Source organism: Pseudolactococcus hodotermopsidis, from assembly GCF_011170085.1.
Taxonomy (GTDB): domain Bacteria; phylum Bacillota; class Bacilli; order Lactobacillales; family Streptococcaceae; genus Pseudolactococcus; species Pseudolactococcus hodotermopsidis.
On record NZ_BLLI01000028.1, the window covers coordinates 1 to 20,206 of the forward strand.

A 20,206-nucleotide genomic window follows, 5' to 3' on the forward strand; every position below is an offset into this window, starting at 1 on the left:
GCTAAAATCAAAACCTTTAAGTGTATGGCTCAGAAATATCGTAATCGAAGAAAAAGGCACTTACTTCGTGCGTCCTTAATTTGTGGTATTATCAATTTCGAAATTTAATTTCGGGAGAAGTCTATTGCAGTTATTTTATGACAAGAAACCCGTTTATTATGACTTTGCTAATCAAACCAAGAAATTGGGGAGCGATTGGCAGGAAATTAAAAAAACTTCTGAATCAACAGAAGTTTAACTATAAGAAATCATCACAATTCTTAAATAATCGAAAAAGGAAAAATAAAAAATGTTACAAAAATTTGAATTTGCCTCGAGCAATCTTATCTATGCGCCAAATGAATCAAAAGCAGTCAGCCATGCAGCGGAAAATGTTGCAGCGGATATGACAGCAGTTACAAAAACACAAGTGCTTGCAAAAGCAAGTACAGATTTGACAAAATCGCACGTTATCATCGTGGCAAGTCTGACCAATGCTCAAGCAATCATCGCAGAATTGCAAGCCACAGGTAAAATCACAGCTGATGACCTTGCTAAAATTGACGGTCAATGGGAAAGTTACATCATCAAACAAGTTGACAATCAGCTGATTATCGTCGGTAGCGACCGCCGTGGTGCAGTTTACGGTCTGTATCGCCTGTCTGATGAAATGGGTGTCAGTCCTTGGACTTTCTTTGGCGATGCGCCAATGCCTAAAAATCCGACGGCTAGTATTAGCGTGCCAGAAACGATTTTCCAAAAATCGCCGTCAGTCAAATATCGTGGTATTTTCCTCAACGACGAGGCGCCAGCCTTGACAAGTTTTTGTGAGAAGAACTTTGGTCCAGAGGCTTTTGCGGATGGTGCGCTCCAAAACCCGACAGCAAACAAAGGGTTTAACCACCATTTTTATACCCACATTTTTGATGTGATTTTGCGGCTCAAGGGAAATTATCTCTGGCCTGCGATGTGGGGGAACGCTTTTTGGACGGATGATCCGAAAAACTCAGAATTGGCGGACGAGTACGGTATTGTCATGGGGACAACGCACCAAGAATTTATGGTCTCAAGTGATATGGAATTTCACTGGTGGGCTGAACAAAAAGGCTATACAGAGCCAGATGGCGCGCCACTCAAATGGGATTTTTATACAAACGGCGAGAAAATGACAGAATTTTGGTCTGAAAATGTTAATGCGCGCAGTCAAAATGAAAATGTTTACACCCTAGGCATTCGTGGGCTTGGCGATTCACTTGCTGCACCTGTTGGCACGACTGAGGCTGACAATATCAAACTTGTCAGTGACGTTTTTCAGTCGCAACGCAAAATTCTTGAAAATGCTGGTTTGAATGTGAGTCAAACACCGCAAGTTCTCGCCCTTTACAAAGAAGTTGAAAATTATTATTATCATGGGCTGAACAAGGAAATTCCTGCAGAAGTGACGATTTTGCTCAGTGATGATAATCATGGTAATCTGCGGACTTTGCCAACCAAGGCAATGCGTGATTTTCAAACTGGCGGTTTCGGCATGTATTATCATTTTGATTATCATGGCGGACCTCGAGATTTCCGTTGGGTCAATACTAGCCCGATTGAAAAAACGCGTGAGCAAATGCTTATGGCATACAATTACGGTGTGCAAGATTTGTGGATTGTTAATGTTGGCGATCTCATGCCTTTACAATATCCGATTGAACATTGGTTCAAACTTGGCTATGACATTGACCATTATGGGACGATTGAGGGAACGGCTGATTTTGCCAAGGAATTTACAGCGCGTGAGTTTACGGACTATTTTGCGGCAGACGATTTGCAAAAAATCACGCATGTTTTGGCAGAATATCCACGCCTAAATGCCGTTCGCAAGCCAGAATGGCTCGGTTTCGATGACTTCAACGTCCTTGACGGTGAGGCGCAAACTTACCTAGAGTCGTGGCAACAACTTGACACGCTTGTCACACAGCTCCTTGATCACTGCCCGAGCGAGGTTCATGACAGCTTTTATCAGTTCGTTTACTACCCCGTTCATGCTTGCGCCAATGTGGCTAAGATCATGATTAACCTCGGCTACCAAAAAAATGGCATTGATCCCGAAAACAGCGAAAAACGCGCCCGTAAAGCTCTGGCAGAAGACACAGCCATTAACGATTACCTCAATTATGGCTTACACGACGGCAAATATTATGGCTATGGCATGGAATTTCATCTCGGCCAAACGACTTGGCATTCGCCGCTTGAGCAATTTGAGTTTAAGCCCTCTAACATGCTAGATTTCTCTTTTGCAGACAAGCCAATGGGACAGAAAGTTGAGATTAAGAAGCAAACGGCAGCAGTCCTAGCAGACATTAACACAGACTTGCCAGATAAAACAGCGATTGAAAATGACGGTGTGATTTCAATTCTTGCCACAGATTTCGCAGCGACAAAGCCAGCTAAAAATGGCGCAACTTGGACAATTTTGCCTAACTATGGTCGCGAAAAATCAGCCCTAAAAGTTCAACCAGACCAAGTAGATGTTCATCCGACAACAATTGATGTGCGTGACAACGCCTATGTTGACTTTAACATTTACGTCAAAACGGCGGGAACAGCAACGATTGTCACACAATTTGCACCATCAACATCGCCAGTTAATAGTGATTTGACCCATTTGCGCTATGCGATTCAGTTGGTTGAGGCAACAAACGAGACACCTTTGGATGATGTTCAAGTTGTGAATATCTTGTCAGATGATTTTATGATTATGAATGGCAGTGGTTATACTTGGAGTGATGGTGTGGATACGGCAGTGCATACGGCGACGATTCGGAATGGTAACATCTGTTTGTCGCACCATGAGATACCAACGAGTGGGACTTATAAAATTCGTATTTACATGGTTGATGATGGTCTTGTCTTGCAAAAAGTTCAGCTGGCAACTTTTGGTCAACCAACCATTACTGCTGAAGACGGCGGAGAAGTACCACTTGTCTTGGTTGGCCCAACGGACTGGTCAGGCGACAATAGTATCGTTGATGTGATGTTCCAAGCAGGCACACATGGTGCAAAAGAGGAGTACGACGTACCAAAATTAGCCAAAGGTGGCACAATTCAGAACTATTTGGGCGCAAAACCAAGTTATTTATATAGAAAGTAAAATATGAGTTATTTTGAAAAATTAGGTTACACAGAAAAAGACATTGCAAAACGGATCGAAGATGAGTTCAATGCGCTATTTTACGGCGATGAAACGGTTCGCATTTACCATGAAAAAGACGATCTTGGTTGGTTAGAGGACACAGGCAATAACGATGTGCGCACGGAGGGTATGTCTTATGGGATGATGATTGCCGTTCAGCTTGACAAAAAAGAGTTGTTTGATCGTTTGTGGCGCTGGGTCAACCGTTATATGTTGATGACAAGCGGGGCAAATGCGGGTTATTTCCGCTGGTCGTGTTTCAATGATGGACGCAGTAATTCCGAAGGGAGCGCACCAGATGGCGAGGAGTTCTTTGCCATGGCTTTGCTCTTTGCTGAAAAACGTTGGGGCAATGGGACAGGCGAACTAGATTATGGCAAACAGGCGCGTGACTTGCTAACGCAAATGGTGCATAAAGGCGATCCAAGTGATACCAGTGGTGGTCAGCCTATGTTTGATCCTAAAACGACTTATATCAAATTTGTCGCTGAAATGGCAATTAGCGATCCGTCTTATCACGTGCCACATTTCTACGACTTGTACGCCAAATATGGCAATGAAATTGACCGCGACTTTTTCAAGCGCGCAGCCGTTGATAGCCGAGATTATTTGCTCAAAGCCATGAACGCAGAGACAGGTATGGCAGCAGAATATGCCAATTATGACGGCACACCCGCAATCGTGCGTGGTCATGACAAATTCTTCAGCGATTCTTATCGTGTCAGCGCAAATATCGGTTTAGATTGGGCTTGGTTTGGTGTAAATAGCGCCTTGAAACCACGTGTCAAAGCCTTGCAAAAATTCTACAAACCCTTGATAACATTAAGTACGATTCCCGTTTTTGAAATTGATGGTAGGCAAATTTTAACTGGTCAGACCGAGGACGGACAAGATTTGACTTATGTCAAACATCCGCTTGCCTTACTCAGTGGTTTAGCGCAAGGGTCTCTCATCACAGATGATGAAAACGGCGATTATTTTGCCCAATTATTGTGGGATGCCAAACCAATCGTTGGCAAATTGCGTTATTATGACAATCTCTTGTATCTCTTTGCTTTAATGGCTTTGGGTGGGAAATATAACGTCATCTAATCATATTTACATTACTGCTAAACGCTTTGTGAATGTGAAAGTTTTCAAGAAAATAAAAGTTGAGACTGTCAATTTTGGCAGTTTTTTTTTACCCAAAATTATCGTATAATAGTAAGTAATGGAATCTAAAAAAAATATCAATGCAACAGCTAAAGAAAAGAAATTACTCAAAGCTTTACATAATAATCCCTCGAAAGTCATTTTAAAACGGGTCAATGCCCTGTTTTTTATCATTTTTGCTTTGTTTTTGATTTTGGTTGGCAGACTTTATCAAATGCAAATTAGAAATAAAGCCTTTTATGAAGAAAAATTAGTCACATCAGGTACTTTGTCAACGCTTACAGAAGGGACGGCGCGTGGTCAGATTTATGATGCCAAAAATCAGCCACTTGTAACCAATAAAGCGATTCAAACAATTACTTTTACACGGGGGAACACAGTTACTGCTGATGAGATGCGACAGATTGCGATTAAGCTAGTTACGATTATTCCTGATTCGGTCAAGACAGATACCCTGACCGAGCGTGATAAAAAGGACTTCTTTCTTGCTAGTCCTGAGAATCTTGCCATGGTGCAAGCGCGTTTGACGGCGAAAGAAAAAATTGATAAAAAAACAGGCGAAAAGTTGCCAGAGAGCAAGTTATACGCTAAATATATCGAAAAAGTGACGGATAAGGAAATCACTTACAATGCTGATACGGAACTTGCGGCTAAACTTTTCAAACGGATGAACGCAACGTCGAATTTTGCGACGACAATCATTGCATCAGGTACTTTTACAGCAGCGCAACAGGCTGTTTTGGCTGAAAATGAGCGAACACTCAATGGTATTGGGGTTGGGACGACTTGGGAGCGTGAATATACTGTTTCGCCATTGACCAGTATTATTGGTACTGTTACGAGTGAAAAAACGGGGATACCCCTAGAAGTTCTTGACGATTATCTAGCAAAAGGTTACTCGCTCAATGACCGTGTAGGGACATCTTACCTTGAAAAAGGTTATGAGGAAATTCTTCACGGAAAAAATACTGTCAAACAAGTTACTGTTGATAAAAATGGGAATGTAACGAATGAAAAAACGCTCACCAAAGGTAAGAAAGGTAAAAATATCAAGTTGACCATCGATCCAGAATTTCAAGAGGGTGTGCAAAATATTTTGAGGAACAATTTTGAGATGATGCAGGCTGAGGGTTATGCTACCTACTCTGACGGTGCTTATGCTGTTGTCATGAACCCGACAACAGGTGAGATTTATGCCATGGCGGGAATTTCGCATGATATGGCAACGGATGACATCAAAAATGATGTGTTGGGGACGATTCAAAATGGTTTTGTCCCTGGTTCTGTTGTCAAGATGGGAACAATTACGGCTGGTTGGGAAAATGGTGTGCTTTCTGGTAATCAGGTGCTTGATGACCAACCGATTGAGATTCAAGGTTCTGCTGTCAAACAGTCTTGGTTTACTCGGGGGCAAGTGACGCCGATTTCGGCTGTTCAAGCCTTGGAATATTCATCAAATACGTATATGATTCAAACGGCGCTTAATATTTTGGGTCAGCCTTATCAAAGAGGGATGGGAATTTTTACGTCAAGACTTGAGGAATCTTTCCAAAAAATGCGTGGTACTTATGCGGAGTATGGTCTGGGCGCAGCGACAGGCATTGATATGCCAGGCGAATCGAAAGGTTTCAAAGGCGAAGAGCCAACGGCTGCTAATTACCTTGATGAAAGTTTTGGTCAGTATGACACTTATACGCCTTTACAGTTGGCACAATATGCTGCAACCATTGCCAATGACGGTAAACGTGTTGCACCACATATCGTTGAGGGAATTTATGGTAATAATACAGACGGTTCTTTGGGAACTTTGGAGAAAAAAATTGAGTCGAAAACTCTGAATACAGTCGCCATTGATCTGGAAAATGTCAAGCTGCTCCAGCAAGGTATGTTTCAGGTAACGCACGGCGGTAATATGGCAACAGGGAAAAATATCATGGAGAATGCAAGCGTGAATATCAACGCTAAAACAGGAACATCAGAAACCTTTAAGCTAAATGAAAATGGTATGCCAGTCTATTTGTCAGTCAACAATGTTGTGGCGTATGCACCATCTGAAAATCCTCAAATCGCCATTGGTGTCATGGTACCTAATACAATCATCAGAGAAGACGGCGAAACAACGCATGCTAATCAATATATCACGCGTGATATTGTCAATTTATACAATACGATGTACAAGTTTAAATGAGAAAGGAGATGAGCTTTAAAAACAATTCTAAAAATTAGACTTGTTTTTGAAAATCAAGACTAATTTATGGCTTACTACCCTGAACCGATTGCAAAGCTGATTGAATCTTACTCAAAGCTCCCTGGTATTGGTCAAAAAACGGCGACTCGGCTTGCCTTTTATACGATTGGCATGTCGGATGATGATGTCAACGCTTTTGCGGCAAATCTCTTGTCGGCTAAGCGTGATTTGCATTTTTGTAGTATTTGCGGTAATCTGACGGATGCTGACCCCTGTAACATTTGCACGGATGAAACGCGCGATCAGACGACGATTTTTGTTGTTGAGGCGTCTAAAGATGTGTTAGCAATGGAGAAGATTCGTGAATATACGGGGCTTTATCACGTTTTGCATGGCACGATTAGCCCGATGAATGGTGTCAGTCCTGATGATATTAATGTTAAAACCCTGATTACACGGCTCATGGACAGTGAGGTTATGGAGATTATCATTGCAACGAATGCAACGAGCGACGGCGAGGCAACTGCCATGTATTTGGCGCGGATGATTAAGCCTGCGGGCATTAAAGTTACGCGTCTGGCGCGTGGTTTGGCGGTTGGCAGCGATATTGAGTATGCTGATGAGGTGACCTTGAGTAAGGCGGTTGAGAATCGGCAAGAGATTTGAGGAGGGATAAAAATCTGCGAAAGCAGTTTTTTTGTCTCTAAAATGTGTCGTTCGTGGTCTGTAAATGTCGTTCATACAAAGTTTTGGTCAAATCTGGCATATTTTAGGTCGTTTTTGGTATTTGGAAACTTTTTTCCAAGATTACGATATACTAAGAATATAAACAATAACAACACTCGTTCATAAAAAGGAGAACACAAACATGGCAAACAAAAGCAAATTCTTTCTGACAAAATTAAAGTACCTCTTTATCGGTTTAGCTGTATTAGTAGCTGAGCAACTTTTAACAGTCCTAATTGCACGACCAGATCTATTAAATTTGGAATATAATATCGTATTAAATATTATGTTTTCGCTTCTCATTATCTTGTTTTGTATCCTTACTCTTTTTTTAGCAAAAAAAATGCAATTAACTGATTTTAAGCTAAAAACAAGTATTCCTAAGTTTATAGGTACTGTACTTTTAGGAGTTATTGGCGTATTTATCGCAACGGTTATTGGTGCATCTCTTATAGTGATTACTGGCAAGACAAATACAGTTAATCAACAGGCACTTGATGAAGTGTTTAAATCTATTCCGTTACTTCCATACAGTTTAATGATTGCTCTTTTAGCACCAATTGTTGAAGAGTTTGTCTTTCGTGGTTTGATTATTGGTAAATTATTTTCTAAACATAAATTTCTTGGTTGTATAACGTCTGCTGTTATATTTGGACTTTCCCATAATCCAAGTAATATTGGAAGTTGGATTATTTATGCGGGGACAGGTGCTGTTTTAGCTTTTGTTTATACCAAAACTGATAGTTTAGGAACGAGTACGGCAATTCATATGATAGATAATGGTAAAAGTGTTTTGCTAGCGATTTTAAAGTTATTACTGAAATAAATCTCAAAACTTGCTTTTTTTGTTTAATTTAATGTCGTTCGTGGTCTGTAAATGTCGTTCATACAAAGTTTTGGTCAAATCTGGCATATTTTAGGTCGTTTTTGGTATTTGGAAACTTTTTTTCTGAGATTGTGATATACTAAATATATAAACGAAATGAGTTGACTTGAGTTGGCGCCGACAAAGCAGCTGACCGACTTTCTTAATTGTAAGAAAGCTGGTCTCAAATTTAAAAGAAATACGTGTTGGTTCTGAAATAGCTTGCTTGGTTTTAAAAGGCGAGCTAAGAGGTAAATCATCTATCGCAGTGAGTGAGAACTTACGAAAACGCAATTGACTGACTTTCTTTTTATAGGAAATGTCGTCTTGAATTATAGGAGAAAATAATATGACAACACAACATTGAATAACGTAGCTGGACTTGATAACTTTTCATCACTTACTAAAGATGAGATGATGATGGTTGAAGGTGGGGCGATAAATGTGGGGAACTTGGTTAAAGCTATTGGTGCTGTTTATGCTGCCGGATATGCTGTTGGAAGTTTTGTGGGCAATCTCTTAAAATAAGAGGAAATATTTTAGTAAGAAAGAGGAATAACATATGCTAAGAAAAAATAATTTCAATCCTATTCAAATTACAATATGTGCCTTAATATTCTTGATGGTAGGGATTGAATTATTGACACTTGTTGTTTTTCGCCAATCACTTCATTTACCAGTTATTATTGGTATAGGTTGTGGAATTTCTATGTTACTTAAACAGAAGGGATGATTAATATGACATTGATGCAAAAACTTCAGAAGCTTATGGCAGAGAAAAAAAGTTTTAGATTTATTGTAAAAGCTTCAGCTGCACAAAGTTGGCGAGAGTATTTTATTTCTGAAAATTCTTATCATTCCAGTGATATAGTAGAAATTGGTGATAATTATGTAATAATCACTAAACAGGATAAACAACTATTGCTACCTGAGTGGCGAATATCTGCGATTATCTTATTGTAATGTCAAAAATGATGGAAAGACTTTTAAATCATTTTTGATAAAATAATTGGAAAACTGTACTGGTGGGATAGTTCCTGTCCTAGTTTATGTAGGCAGTGCAGTTTTAGGTGCAGGTGCAACCATTGGCGTTATTAAATTTTGCCAGTGGATAAAATTATAATCTAGAGATTTGGGGAAAATTATGTTAAAAAAGATCATGCCGACCATTTCAAAATATGGTAGTATTGTGTTTATTGCCGGTATCTTAACGGGTATATTTGCTGTAGCTGCTTACATGCTGTTAGTTAAAAAATAATAGGTATCTCGAAAGTGAAGTTTATCTTTTAAAAAGTAGTCATGTTTATACTCACATTTATTCTGATTGCAAAGATAATTCAGATTAAGTACGAAGACTATAAATTAAAACAGAATAATAGTCAAATTTAAGGAAATCAAACATGAAAATCAAAACCCCAGCCTCAAATCGGAAAAATTTTTTTCTGGGACTGTTTATCATCTATATTCTCACGATTATAATAGAAGATGTGATGGGCTCGAATTATTTGGTAAACGTATTGCCTCCGCCACTTGTCATCATTTTCTTTCTAGCGATTCATGATTTATGATGACTGCTGTTAATATAAGTTAAAGACATTCAAACGGTCAGTTTGGATGTTTTTCGTGTAAATATCAAAAACTTTTATGCCAATTCCATGTCATTCATGGCATATAAATGTCGTTCATACAAAGTTTTGGTCAAATTTGGCATATTTTAGGTCGTTTTTGGTATTTGGAAACTTTTTTTCTGAGATTGTGATATACTAAGTACGTAAACAAATGAGTTTACTGGTTGGTCAGCTGTTGCTTGAAATAATTACTTTAAACTCGAGTTGAAGAAATTATTTTAGTTATTTGTTGCAGTGAATGATAATTCACGAAATTGGAAAACCAATTTTTATTATAGAAATAGTTTGAATATGATAAAATTGTTTTTAATATCAGAAGAGGATAAATTTTATGAATAATGAAATTCCGAAAGTTATAAAGGCTGCATCATTGCCTAACAATCTCCTCATGCTTGATTTTGATAATGGGGAGCGACGTTACTTATCTTCTCATTATTTAACACAGTATGTCAATGCTTTTGGCGGAGATAGCGCAGTGACGGCTGGAACAAAGCGAACGCTTCTCGTATCACCGACAATCTCCTTTTTTGGAAATGCATTCAAAATTACATCTGATGGCATGTTGATTGTGAATGATAAAGATACTTATACGAGTGAAGAATTGTGGAAAAATAGTAGTGTCCATATTTCTGGTATCCGAAGAACTTCGCTTGATGCAGGGCACTGGGTAAGAAATCTTATGATTGCGCTAGGGATTATCCTTTTCTTCGTAGTATTAGTTTTACTTTTCCCAGAGTGAAATTATAAGTAGTCAGAAAAATAAGAGAGTCGGATGGTAAGTAATCTGGCTTTCTTTTCAATATAAGGAAAAAATAAAAAATACTGCTTCACTTATTAAGTTTGATGAATTTATTGTTATTGATACAGGTTCAACTGATGATACCATTGAAGTAGTATGAAGAAAATAAGGAGAGTATGATGTATAACGAAGAACTGTTAAAAGATGTTGAACGTCGAAATGAAAATGGCGATGTCGTCGTTAAATCTAGTGGTGGAAAAGTGACAAAAATAATAAAGTGTGTGTGTACATTTTTGGCATTATTCTTACTATATGAATTTGCCCAAGTTATATCAGTGCTTAGTCTGGCTATTAAAGAACCAGTCTTTCAGACACTTTTAGGTGGTGTTGCTATCTTAGTTGCCATTTGGTTATTTATTTGGATTTTCAAAAAATTGAGTTGGATTGAGTTGGATTTAAAATCAATTGACATAAAAAAATGTGTTATCTATCTCATAGGTGGCAATTTGTTAAACTTTTGCGGACTATTTGTTGCTCAGCTTTTTATGGGGGAACAGATTCCCGAGAATCAAGAGTTGGTCATTGAGATGGGAAAGAATATGGCAATAGTTTTATTTTTCATGCAAATTGTTATATTTGCGCCAATTGTGGAAGAATATATTTTTAGAGGCTATCTTCAAAGCATGGCGCTAAAAAATTATCCTAAAATTGGCTTCCTAGTGACTGCGTTACTATTCACATTGGTACATGGTCCGAATAATATAGGGAGTTTTATCGAATATGGCACTCTTGCGACCATTTTAGGGATTATTTGTTATCGTACAAAACGGATAGAGTATGCTATTTGCTTTCACATATTTAATAATCTGATTGGTTTCATTCAGATATTTAATGAAATTTCGTAGACTTAAATTCTTTTAGAAACATTTATAAAAAAGGAGAATACAAAAATGGCAAACAAAAGTAAGTTTTTTCTTTCGAAATATGGTGTTATTATTTTTATAGCAGGTGCGATGACAGGTGCGTTTGCTGTGATTATTTATTATTTTAATAAATAATGATGTCATTCGTGTGTTGAGAAAAGAAATGGATAGGTAAGATGATGAACTTGGATAAAGTAAACGCAAAATTGATTGCTCTGACTGGTGGCGGGCTTGAGATGATTAAAGGACCATCTTTATCATAGTTAGTATTTGGAAATTTTCATAATCTGAATGTTTATGAAATAGTTGTAAAAGAAAATGCTCAAGCCTGATGCTTGGCTATTTTTTAATTTAAAAATGTCGTTCGTGGTTTGTCAATGTCGTTCATACAAAGTTTTGGTCAAATCTGGCATATTTTAAGTCGTTTTTGGTATTTGGCAATTATTTTTCTGAGATTGCGGTATACTAATCATATAGACAAATCGTAGCGATGAACTTTAGAATTTGAAAGAGGAAAAGAAGATGAAATTTAAAACAAAATTGACACATTCGAGCAATGGCGAACTTGTGAACATTAAAGGACCACCGATTTAACGTTTATTATATTTAACTTTTAACTCAAAAAACATTTAAATCTTAAAATTAGATTTAAATGTTTTTTTATATGTCTTATTGATATTTGAAGGTAAGAAAATGTGGTAAAAGCAAGTTATAAAAATGTCATTCATGGCATATTTTAGGTCGTTTTTGGTATTTTGGAAATAAAGTTTTAATTTTCGACTATAATAGAGTTAAGAACAAAAACAAAATAGATAGGAAAAAAAGATGCTAAAAAGATGCTAAAAAGATATAAATATGTTCAGCAAGTTGATCAAAGAGATTGCGGTGTAGCAGCTTTAGCAACGATTGCGAAAAATTATGGCTCGGATTTTTCCTTGGCGCATTTGCGGGAATTAGCAAAGACGGATATGGAGGGGACGACGGCGCTAGGAATTGTGCGAGCGGCGGAGTTACTGAATTTTGAGACACGTGCACTTCAAGCCGATATGACCTTGTTTGAGATGACGGATATTCCCTATCCATTTATTGCTCATGTGACTAAGGACGGCAAATATCTCCATTACTATGTTGTTTATGGTGTCAAAAAAGATAAACTTATCATTGCTGATCCTGACCCAGATGTTGGGCTGACCAAGATGAGTAAGGAAAAGTTTGCGGCTGAATGGTCGGGAGTGGCAATTTTCGTTGCACCGTCACCTAACTATCAGGCTGAAAAAGATGAGAAAAATGGTCTCTTGAGTTTTATACCGCTATTGACCAAGCAAAGAGGGCTGATTTTTAATATTGTTATCGCCTCCTTACTTGTAACAGCTATCAATATTGCTGGGTCGTATTATTTGCAGAGTATCATTGATGATTATGTGCCAAATCAGATGAAATCAACGCTTGGCATTATCTCGCTTGGTTTGATTATCACTTACATTTTGCAACAAATCTTGAGTTATGCGCAGACTTATCTGCTTAACATTTTCGGGCAACGCTTGTCAATTGATGTTATTTTATCTTATATTCGCCACATTTTCGAGTTGCCGATGAGTTTTTTCGCCACACGGCGAACAGGGGAAATCTTATCGCGGTTCAATGATGCCAACTCAATCATTGATGCGCTAGCAAGTACGATACTGTCAATCTTCCTAGATGTGTCAATCGTGGTTATCGTCGGTGTTTTCCTATTTGTCCAAAATACGACTCTCTTTTTATTAACCTTGATTTCAATTCCAATTTATGCGCTGATTGTTATCCTTTTCATCAAACCTTTTCAGAAAATGAATGCTCAAGTCATGCAGAGCAATTCACTTTTGAACTCAGCAATCATTGAGGACGTAAACGGCATTGAAACGCTTAAAAGTCTGACCAGTGAAGCAACTTCCTATCAGAAAATTGACCGAGAATTTATTTCTTATCTGAAATTTTCTTTCAAACGCGAACGTTACGAGGCCATTCAAACGGCGCTCAAACAGTCGCTGAAATTGATATTAAATGTTGTGATATTATATTTTGGTGCAAGACTTGTCATGAGTGATAAAATTTCGCTTGGTCAGCTGATTACTTATAATACTTTGTTATCTTATTTTACCACGCCACTGGAAAATATCATCAATTTGCAGACGAAAATTCAGCAAGCCAAGGTAGCAAATAATCGTTTGAATGAAGTTTATCTTGTTGAGTCAGAGTTTCAAGATGAAAGTTTTGTGGCTGAGCTTGATAAGATTGATAGCATTTCATTTGACGATGTGAGCTACAAATATGGTTTTGGTCGTGATACGTTAAAGGAAATTGGACTTGAGATTAAAGCGGGCGAAAAATTGGCGCTGATTGGTGCAAGTGGTAGCGGTAAGACAACGCTTGCCAAGCTCATTGTCAACTTTTTTGAGGCAAGTCACGGTGTAGTCAAGATTAACAATCAAGATATTAAAAGCATTGATAAAAAAACGCTTCGTCAAAAAATCAACTATGTGCCGCAGCAACCGTACATTTTCACGGGGTCTATCATGGAAAATCTAACACTTGGCGCTAAAAAAGACTTAACGGCGCAAGACATCATGGCGGCTTGTGAGCTTGCGGAAATTCGGGCAGATATTGAAGGAATGCCGATGAATTATAACACGGAAATCACCGACGGCACAGGTATCTCGGGTGGTCAGAAACAGCGGATTGCCTTAGCGCGTGCGATTTTGACCGATTCTGATGTTTTGATACTTGATGAGGCGACGAGTTCACTTGATGTTTTCACCGAGAAAAAAGTCATTGATAATCTGCTCAAACTTGACAAAACGATTATCTTTGTCGCCCACAGATTGTCAATCGCAGCCAAAAGTGATCGGATTATCTTGCTTGAGCAAGGGCAGATTATGGAAGCAGGTAGTCACGAGGAATTATTGGCGCTTGGTGGACAATACCAAGAAATGGTTGCTTTGTAAACATAGAAAAGGGGAGATAAAAATGACACTAACATTTCTCACATCAGTTATCATGTTTATTGTTTACGCTCTTGCTATAGTGGTTATCTCGTTTGCCATTTTGGAAAAAATATTTGGCAAGTCATCTAGGAGGAAATAACATGCTTAAACAGTTAAAAAATTGTCTTTTTGACAGGACAATCTTAAAAAGACTTGTGCAATCATTTTTAGGAATGGTTCTTACCATGAATTGTTTACATTTACTTGTGATTCAGGAGTTTATAGACCTTGAGGAGTTGCTGGACATCATTGGCTTTTGCTTTTGGTATTGGCTCTATTGCGCCTATAAGAAATATTTGGAAAGAAAGGATAGGATATGAATCAAAATTTATTTGAAAGTGCTGAATTTTATAAACGGCGCTACGGCAATTTCTCGGTTTATCTGATTCTGCCGACATTTCTCTTATTTACTTTCTTGATTGTCTTTTCCCTTTTTGCTAAGAGGGAAATTACGATTAAGTCGGTCGGAGAAATTGTGCCAGCACATCGGATTGCGAAAATTCAGTCAACAAGTGATAATAAAATTATCGAAAATCACCTAACCAACAATGTTTATGTTGAAAAAGGTCAGACGTTACTTGCTTATTCGGGGACGATTACAGATTCGGAAATCAATAACATTTCGAGGTAAATCGAGCAAGTGGATAAGCAACTTGCAGACTTAGAAACGCTGAAAAATGGACTTAACACGGACACACAGACATTTGAGACGACTGATGACTTTGGCTATCAAAGCACACTTGGCAATTATCTCAGTCAGATTGAGCTGACAAGTAAGGAATTTGCTAAGGCAAATGCTGATATTAGCAATCAAAACTCAACTGTTACGAGTGCACAAAATGCTGTCAGTGATGAAATCAATGCGCTTTGCCAAAAAATTGACGATAAAAACGCGAAACGTGCTGCTGAAAAAGATAAGGATAAGCGCGACCTGCTCACACAAGAAATTGAGCAGCTAGAGCTGACTTTATCAAGTTTGAATACGCAAAGAGCGAGTAGTGGCACGTATCAATCTTTTAACGATAGTTTGACGTCAAAACTTGACAATCTCAAAACGGCGCAATTAGCAACCGCTGACAAAGAATTGGTCGAATTAAAGACGAAAAAAGAAGAACTTGCACAAAATCTCGTTTTAGCGCAAGAAACGCAAAAAAATAATAAGGTAGTTGCCCAAGAATCTGGTATAATAAAATTAGACGAAGAAAATAAGAATAAGAAGATTATTCCGACAGGGACGATGATTGCCGAGATTTTGCCTAATATCACGGATAAAACAAAACTTGAAGTCGTTTATTATGTTGATTCGAGTGCATTGACAGGGCTGAAAAAAGGTCAGAAGATTCGCTTTACTTCGGATAAGAAATTGAGCGAGCAACTGGTTATAACAGGTAAAGTCAAGGAAATCGCCAAATCAGCGACAGTAGTTGAGGGACAAAATATTTTTCAGATAAAGGCTGAAATTTATCCCAAAGCCGCGGACAAGAAAAAGTTGATTTATGGCATGCAAGGTCGCATTTCAAGTATTATTGACAAGAAAACTTTCTTTAACTATTACAAAGATAAGATTTTTGGTAATCATTAAGCGTAACAAAAATAGAAAATGGAGAAGAAAAATGGTTGAATTTAAAGGAATTGAGAAGTTTGAAGTGATTCGTGATGAGAAGTTAGTTGATGTTAAGGGTGGCGAGGTTGTTGGTATTCTTGCTGTTGGGACTTGGTTTGGTAATTTGTTTTCAAAATTTGGATTTAATAAATAAATGATATTATTTATTGGTGGAGTGAGTGCCATTGGGTTTTATCTTGTGGTAATTCCATATATTTTATATCGAATTACTGGTAAGCAGATTAGTTGGAAATTATTTATTATCCCATCATTACTAGGGGTAATAAACGCGATGATAGTGCCTAAATCGTTTATTGTGATAGGTTGCGTATTGGATATACTGATCTATACTTTATTTCTACAAAAATATCGGGAACGCAATTTGGCACTTAATCTGTTTTATACCATGTTTGCTTTGACTTTCACTTATGCCGTTGAAATGTTTATCTTTTGTTTTATTGTAGAGGGAATTTTTAAAATAGAAAGTATGTCAATGGGTGCAAGCATTGGCTGTCTTTGTGTTATACCTGTCTATATTTTTATGACAAAATACTTGACATTAGAACCGAAGCGGTTTATAATCGCCCAGGAGCAGGAGCAGGAGCAGGAGCAGGAGCAGGAGCAGGAGCGTGATATTCAGGCAGAACAGCATCGTATAATTCTCGTTTCAAATTTATTTATGGCATTTTTCTATATTTCTAATAATTCAGTTAGATTAACTGAGCTTGGCAATTATTTTGATTTTCGCTATGTCCTATTTATCTATGTTTTCGGCTTTATCTTTTCCTTGTATATAATCAATGCCAAATACAGGGAATGGGAAATTCAAAAACTTATCAAATACAAAGAGTATATTTTAGCAAACCTTGCGACTTATACAAAAGAAGTTGAAGAATCTTTTCAAACAGTTCGTGCTTTCCGTCATGATTTTGCCAATGTCCTTGTTTCTATGCGAACAACGATTGAAACGCAAGGAATAGAAGAAATTAGAAAAACTTATAATGAAATTCTAGGTGCAAGTAACATTCTCCTAGAAAATGGTCGTAGGGAAGTTGAAAAATTGTCAAATGTCAAAGTTGAAGAACTCAAAAGTGTGATTTCAGAAAAAATATTAAAAGCTGAAAGTTCTAATATTGATTTTGAATTAGAAATTCCTAACGAAATTAACAGTTTAAGAATTGACAAAGTAGACATGGTGAGGATGCTAGGCATTTTGTTAGATAATGCAATCGAGGCAGCCAGAGAATGCGAAATGGCTAACCCGAGTGTCAGTTTAGCGATTTTTAATAGAGGGGCAACGAGATATTATGTTGTCGAAAATGATATGAGTGAAAAAAAATTGTCGCCAAGAAAGCTCGTGGTAGACGGTTATTCAACAAAGAGCGCAGATCGTGGTCATGGTCTTGCAAACGTTGAAAGAGTGATGAAAAGGTATGCAAATACTAACTACCATATTCAAGCCAACAATTACAAATTTAGAGTTGAATTAGAAATGAGGAAAAAAGATAATGAAAGTATTTATTCTTGAAGATGATCAAGTACAACAATTTCGCTTAGAAAGTCTGATTAGAGACTATCTATTACAAAAAAAGTATCCCAATGGGGGTGTCGTTGCCTGTGGTAATGTACGCGACCTTTTAGAAGAACTTGTGGATGTGCCGCAAAATAATATCTATTTTTTAGATATTGCGATTAATAGAGATAAAGACGCGGGTCTCAGGGCAGCTGAAAAGATTCGTCAGCTAGATTCACTCGGTCAAATCAGTTTTGTCACAACCCATAATGAGTTTGCGCCGATTACCTACGAATATCGCGTTAATGCGCATGATTTCATTGACAAAATATTGCCACAAGATGAATTTGATAAAAAGGTTCTTGATAACATTGACCATTATATCGAGTTCAATCGGATTAAACCTTTGGGTCAAATCTTTTCATATAAAACAAGAACTGATAAGCTAATCGAGGCGCGTTATTCGGATATTTACTACTTTGAAACGACTGGTAATGCGCATCAACTTTTATTGCAAATGGACGGGGAAACCGTGTCTTTCTTTGGCAGTTTGTCTAAGATTGATGCGCAATCTGACACGTTCGTGCGCATTCATCGCTCTTACCTTGTCAATAAAGAACGAATTATAAGATATTATAAAAAAGAAAAACTCGTTCTTCTTGATGATGACACAGAGTTACCTGTTTCGAGAAGTGGTGCAAAAATTTTAGGGAAAATGCCAGCTTTTTCTTAGTCTACAAACTAAAATCACTCGAAAATGAGTGATTTTTTATGGTATAATATAGGGCAAAGAGATGATTTTTAGGAGACAAGATGTCAAAGCAAACTTTAGTTATATTATATGGTGGGCGTAGTGCCGAGCGTGAAGTGTCGGTGCTATCAGCTGAGAGCGTGATTTCAGCAGTGAATTATGACAAATTTACAGTCAAAACTTTTTTCATTAGCAAAAATGGCGACTTCATCAAAACGCAAGAATTTACAGCAACGCCAAGTGCGGATGAAAGATTGATGACAAATGAGACACTAACTACTGCTCAAATTGTCTCGCCAGCTAGCATTTACGAAAAAAACGCCGTTGTTTTTCCAGTTTTGCATGGCCCAATGGGCGAGGACGGCTCGATTCAAGGCTTTTTGGAGATTCTCAAAATGCCCTATATTGGTCCCAATATCACGCATGCTAGCGTGACCATGGATAAAATCATGACCAAGCACGTTTTTACGTCGGTCAATATCCCGCAAGTGCCATATGTGGCGCTGACTGATTTGGCGAAAATTGATGAAAAAATGGCTGAAGTGACTGAAAACTTGACCTATCCAGTTTTTGTCAAACCAGCCAATATGGGATCGTCTGTTGGCATTTCAAAAGTCGAGACGGCAAGTGAATTGCGTGCTGCGATTGATGAGGCAATTAAGTTTGATAGTCGGATTCTCATTGAGCAAGGTGTCAATGCGCGTGAAATCGAAGTCGCAGTTCTTGGTAATAACGATGTTCAGACAACAATGTCAGGTGAAGTGGTTAAGGATGTCGCCTTTTACGATTACAAGTCCAAATATATTGACAACCAGATTACCATGGCGATTCCTGCGGAAATTCCTGAAAATGTTGCGGAAAAAATGCGAAAATTTGCTGAAACTGCTTATCGCGCAGTCGCAGGAACAGGCTTGTCACGTTGCGATTTTTTCATGACCGCAGACGAGCAGATTTACCTCAATGAAATCAATGCAATTCCGGGTTTCACACAATTTTCAATGTATCCGCTTTTGTGGGAAAATATGGGACTTGCTTATTCAGATTTGATTGAGAAATTGGTTGAGTTGGCGTTTGAGACTTTCAAGGCTCGGGAGAGTAAGTTGGAGAATTAGGATTGCGTGAGTTACTAAGCTACGTTGTAGATAGCAAGACCCTAAACTCTTCGTCACTTCGTTCCTCAATCATTAAGGGAGTTGCCATGTTTTCAGTTGAAAAAATCAAGAAGTTAAATGAAACAGAATTTCAAGTTTATCATTATATTAATGAGCATATTGAGACGGTCAAAAAGATGACGATTCGGGAATTGGCGCAAGTTACACATGTTTCAACGGCGACGATTGTTAGAGTTTGTCGGCATTTGGGTTATGATGGTTTTGCGGAATTGAAGTTCGATATTGCAAAAAATGAGCGATTTGAAACGTCGCTTGAGACTTACTATGCCAATTTTTTTGAGTTGGATTCTTTTCTTAAAGGCTTGACTGGTCAGGTTTTTCAAGAAAAATTAGAGCGGGTTTGTCGACTGATTGAGGGCTGTGATTATTGCGTTTTTCTCGGTATTGGAACAAGTGGTGCACTTGCAAAATATGGTTATCGTTATTTTACAAATGTTGGGATTCAGTCATTTGTCATCACGGATCCCTATTTTCCGATTACTTCAACAGGTTATAAAAACGCTTGTTTGATAATCTTGTCAGTGTCGGGCGAAACCAAGGAAATTTTGGAGCAGATTTGTGCCATTAAAAAAACGGGGGCAAAGATTGTTTCGATTACTAATGACGAAAATTCGACGATTGCTAAGTTAGCAGATAGTAACTTTTCTTATTACATGGTAGATGAATTTGCAAGTACGCGCGCGATTAAGCTGACAACACAGTTGCCAGTTTTGGCATTAATTGAGATTTTTGCGCATAATATCAAAGTTGAAAAGTGACCAAGGTGTCG

At 37.9% G+C, this 20,206-nt stretch carries 18 protein-coding genes; all 18 read left to right on the forward strand.

Features of this window, described 5'->3' with window-relative positions; all coding sequences use genetic code 11:
* Window positions 1–289 precede the first annotated feature (289 nt).
* The 18 genes from Hs30E_RS05600 to Hs30E_RS05685 all read left to right on the forward strand — a co-directional run bounded on the left by Hs30E_RS05600 (window position 290) and on the right by Hs30E_RS05685 (window position 20,195).
* Complete coding sequence (locus tag Hs30E_RS05600; RefSeq protein WP_172208668.1) at window positions 290–3,115, forward strand: glycosyl hydrolase 115 family protein; 2,826 nt, start codon at window positions 290–292, stop codon at window positions 3,113–3,115.
* Window positions 3,116–3,118: 3 nt separating this feature from the next.
* A complete protein-coding gene (locus Hs30E_RS05605; protein WP_172208670.1) occupies window positions 3,119–4,249 on the forward strand; it encodes a family 8 glycosyl hydrolase in 1,131 nt (376 codons plus the stop codon).
* A gap of 118 nt (window positions 4,250–4,367) precedes the next feature.
* Window positions 4,368–6,497 carry a penicillin-binding transpeptidase domain-containing protein gene (locus Hs30E_RS05610; protein ID WP_172208672.1) on the forward strand — a complete coding sequence of 710 codons (2,130 nt, stop codon included), beginning with the start codon at window positions 4,368–4,370 and terminating at the stop codon, window positions 6,495–6,497.
* Window positions 6,498–6,563: 66 nt separating this feature from the next.
* Window positions 6,564–7,163 carry a recombination mediator RecR gene (recR, locus tag Hs30E_RS05615; RefSeq protein WP_172208674.1) on the forward strand — a complete coding sequence of 200 codons (600 nt, stop codon included), beginning with the start codon at window positions 6,564–6,566 and terminating at the stop codon, window positions 7,161–7,163.
* Window positions 7,164–7,365: 202 nt separating this feature from the next.
* Complete coding sequence (locus Hs30E_RS05620) at window positions 7,366–8,049, forward strand: CPBP family intramembrane glutamic endopeptidase (protein WP_172208676.1); 684 nt, start codon at window positions 7,366–7,368, stop codon at window positions 8,047–8,049.
* Between the two features lie 402 nt (window positions 8,050–8,451).
* Window positions 8,452–8,616 (forward strand): class IIb bacteriocin, lactobin A/cerein 7B family, encoded by a 165-nt coding sequence (locus tag Hs30E_RS05625; RefSeq protein WP_172208678.1) that lies wholly within the window; start codon window positions 8,452–8,454, stop codon window positions 8,614–8,616.
* A 210-nt stretch (window positions 8,617–8,826) separates the two neighbouring features.
* A complete protein-coding gene (locus Hs30E_RS05630) occupies window positions 8,827–9,051 on the forward strand; it encodes a hypothetical protein (RefSeq protein WP_172208680.1) in 225 nt (74 codons plus the stop codon).
* 437 nt (window positions 9,052–9,488) lie between these two features.
* On the forward strand, window positions 9,489–9,656 hold the full coding sequence (locus Hs30E_RS05635) for a hypothetical protein (RefSeq protein ID WP_172208682.1): 168 nt from the start codon (window positions 9,489–9,491) through the stop codon (window positions 9,654–9,656).
* A gap of 391 nt (window positions 9,657–10,047) precedes the next feature.
* Complete coding sequence (locus tag Hs30E_RS05640) at window positions 10,048–10,455, forward strand: hypothetical protein (RefSeq protein ID WP_172208684.1); 408 nt, start codon at window positions 10,048–10,050, stop codon at window positions 10,453–10,455.
* A gap of 179 nt (window positions 10,456–10,634) precedes the next feature.
* The gene (locus tag Hs30E_RS05645) at window positions 10,635–11,360 is read left to right on the forward strand and encodes a CPBP family intramembrane glutamic endopeptidase (protein WP_172208686.1); all 726 of its coding nucleotides are present in this window, start codon (window positions 10,635–10,637) and stop codon (window positions 11,358–11,360) included.
* A gap of 854 nt (window positions 11,361–12,214) precedes the next feature.
* Complete coding sequence (locus Hs30E_RS05650; RefSeq protein WP_172208688.1) at window positions 12,215–14,359, forward strand: peptide cleavage/export ABC transporter; 2,145 nt, start codon at window positions 12,215–12,217, stop codon at window positions 14,357–14,359.
* Between the two features lie 355 nt (window positions 14,360–14,714).
* On the forward strand, window positions 14,715–15,029 hold the full coding sequence (locus Hs30E_RS05655) for a hypothetical protein (protein ID WP_172208690.1): 315 nt from the start codon (window positions 14,715–14,717) through the stop codon (window positions 15,027–15,029).
* 9 nt (window positions 15,030–15,038) lie between these two features.
* The gene (locus Hs30E_RS05660; RefSeq protein ID WP_172208692.1) at window positions 15,039–15,980 is read left to right on the forward strand and encodes an HlyD family efflux transporter periplasmic adaptor subunit; all 942 of its coding nucleotides are present in this window, start codon (window positions 15,039–15,041) and stop codon (window positions 15,978–15,980) included.
* 31 nt (window positions 15,981–16,011) lie between these two features.
* Window positions 16,012–16,155 (forward strand): hypothetical protein, encoded by a 144-nt coding sequence (locus Hs30E_RS05665; protein WP_172208694.1) that lies wholly within the window; start codon window positions 16,012–16,014, stop codon window positions 16,153–16,155.
* Complete coding sequence (locus tag Hs30E_RS05670; protein WP_172208696.1) at window positions 16,156–17,529, forward strand: sensor histidine kinase; 1,374 nt, start codon at window positions 16,156–16,158, stop codon at window positions 17,527–17,529. It abuts the gene before it with no gap.
* Window positions 17,510–18,247 carry a LytR/AlgR family response regulator transcription factor gene (locus tag Hs30E_RS05675; RefSeq protein ID WP_172208698.1) on the forward strand — a complete coding sequence of 246 codons (738 nt, stop codon included), beginning with the start codon at window positions 17,510–17,512 and terminating at the stop codon, window positions 18,245–18,247. Before Hs30E_RS05670 ends, Hs30E_RS05675 begins: the two co-directional genes overlap by 20 nt.
* A gap of 80 nt (window positions 18,248–18,327) precedes the next feature.
* Complete coding sequence (locus Hs30E_RS05680; RefSeq protein ID WP_172208700.1) at window positions 18,328–19,377, forward strand: D-alanine--D-alanine ligase; 1,050 nt, start codon at window positions 18,328–18,330, stop codon at window positions 19,375–19,377.
* 86 nt (window positions 19,378–19,463) lie between these two features.
* Window positions 19,464–20,195, forward strand: a complete 732-nt coding sequence (locus Hs30E_RS05685) for a MurR/RpiR family transcriptional regulator (RefSeq protein ID WP_172208702.1) — start codon at window positions 19,464–19,466, stop codon at window positions 20,193–20,195.
* The last annotated feature ends 11 nt before the right edge of the window (window positions 20,196–20,206 follow it).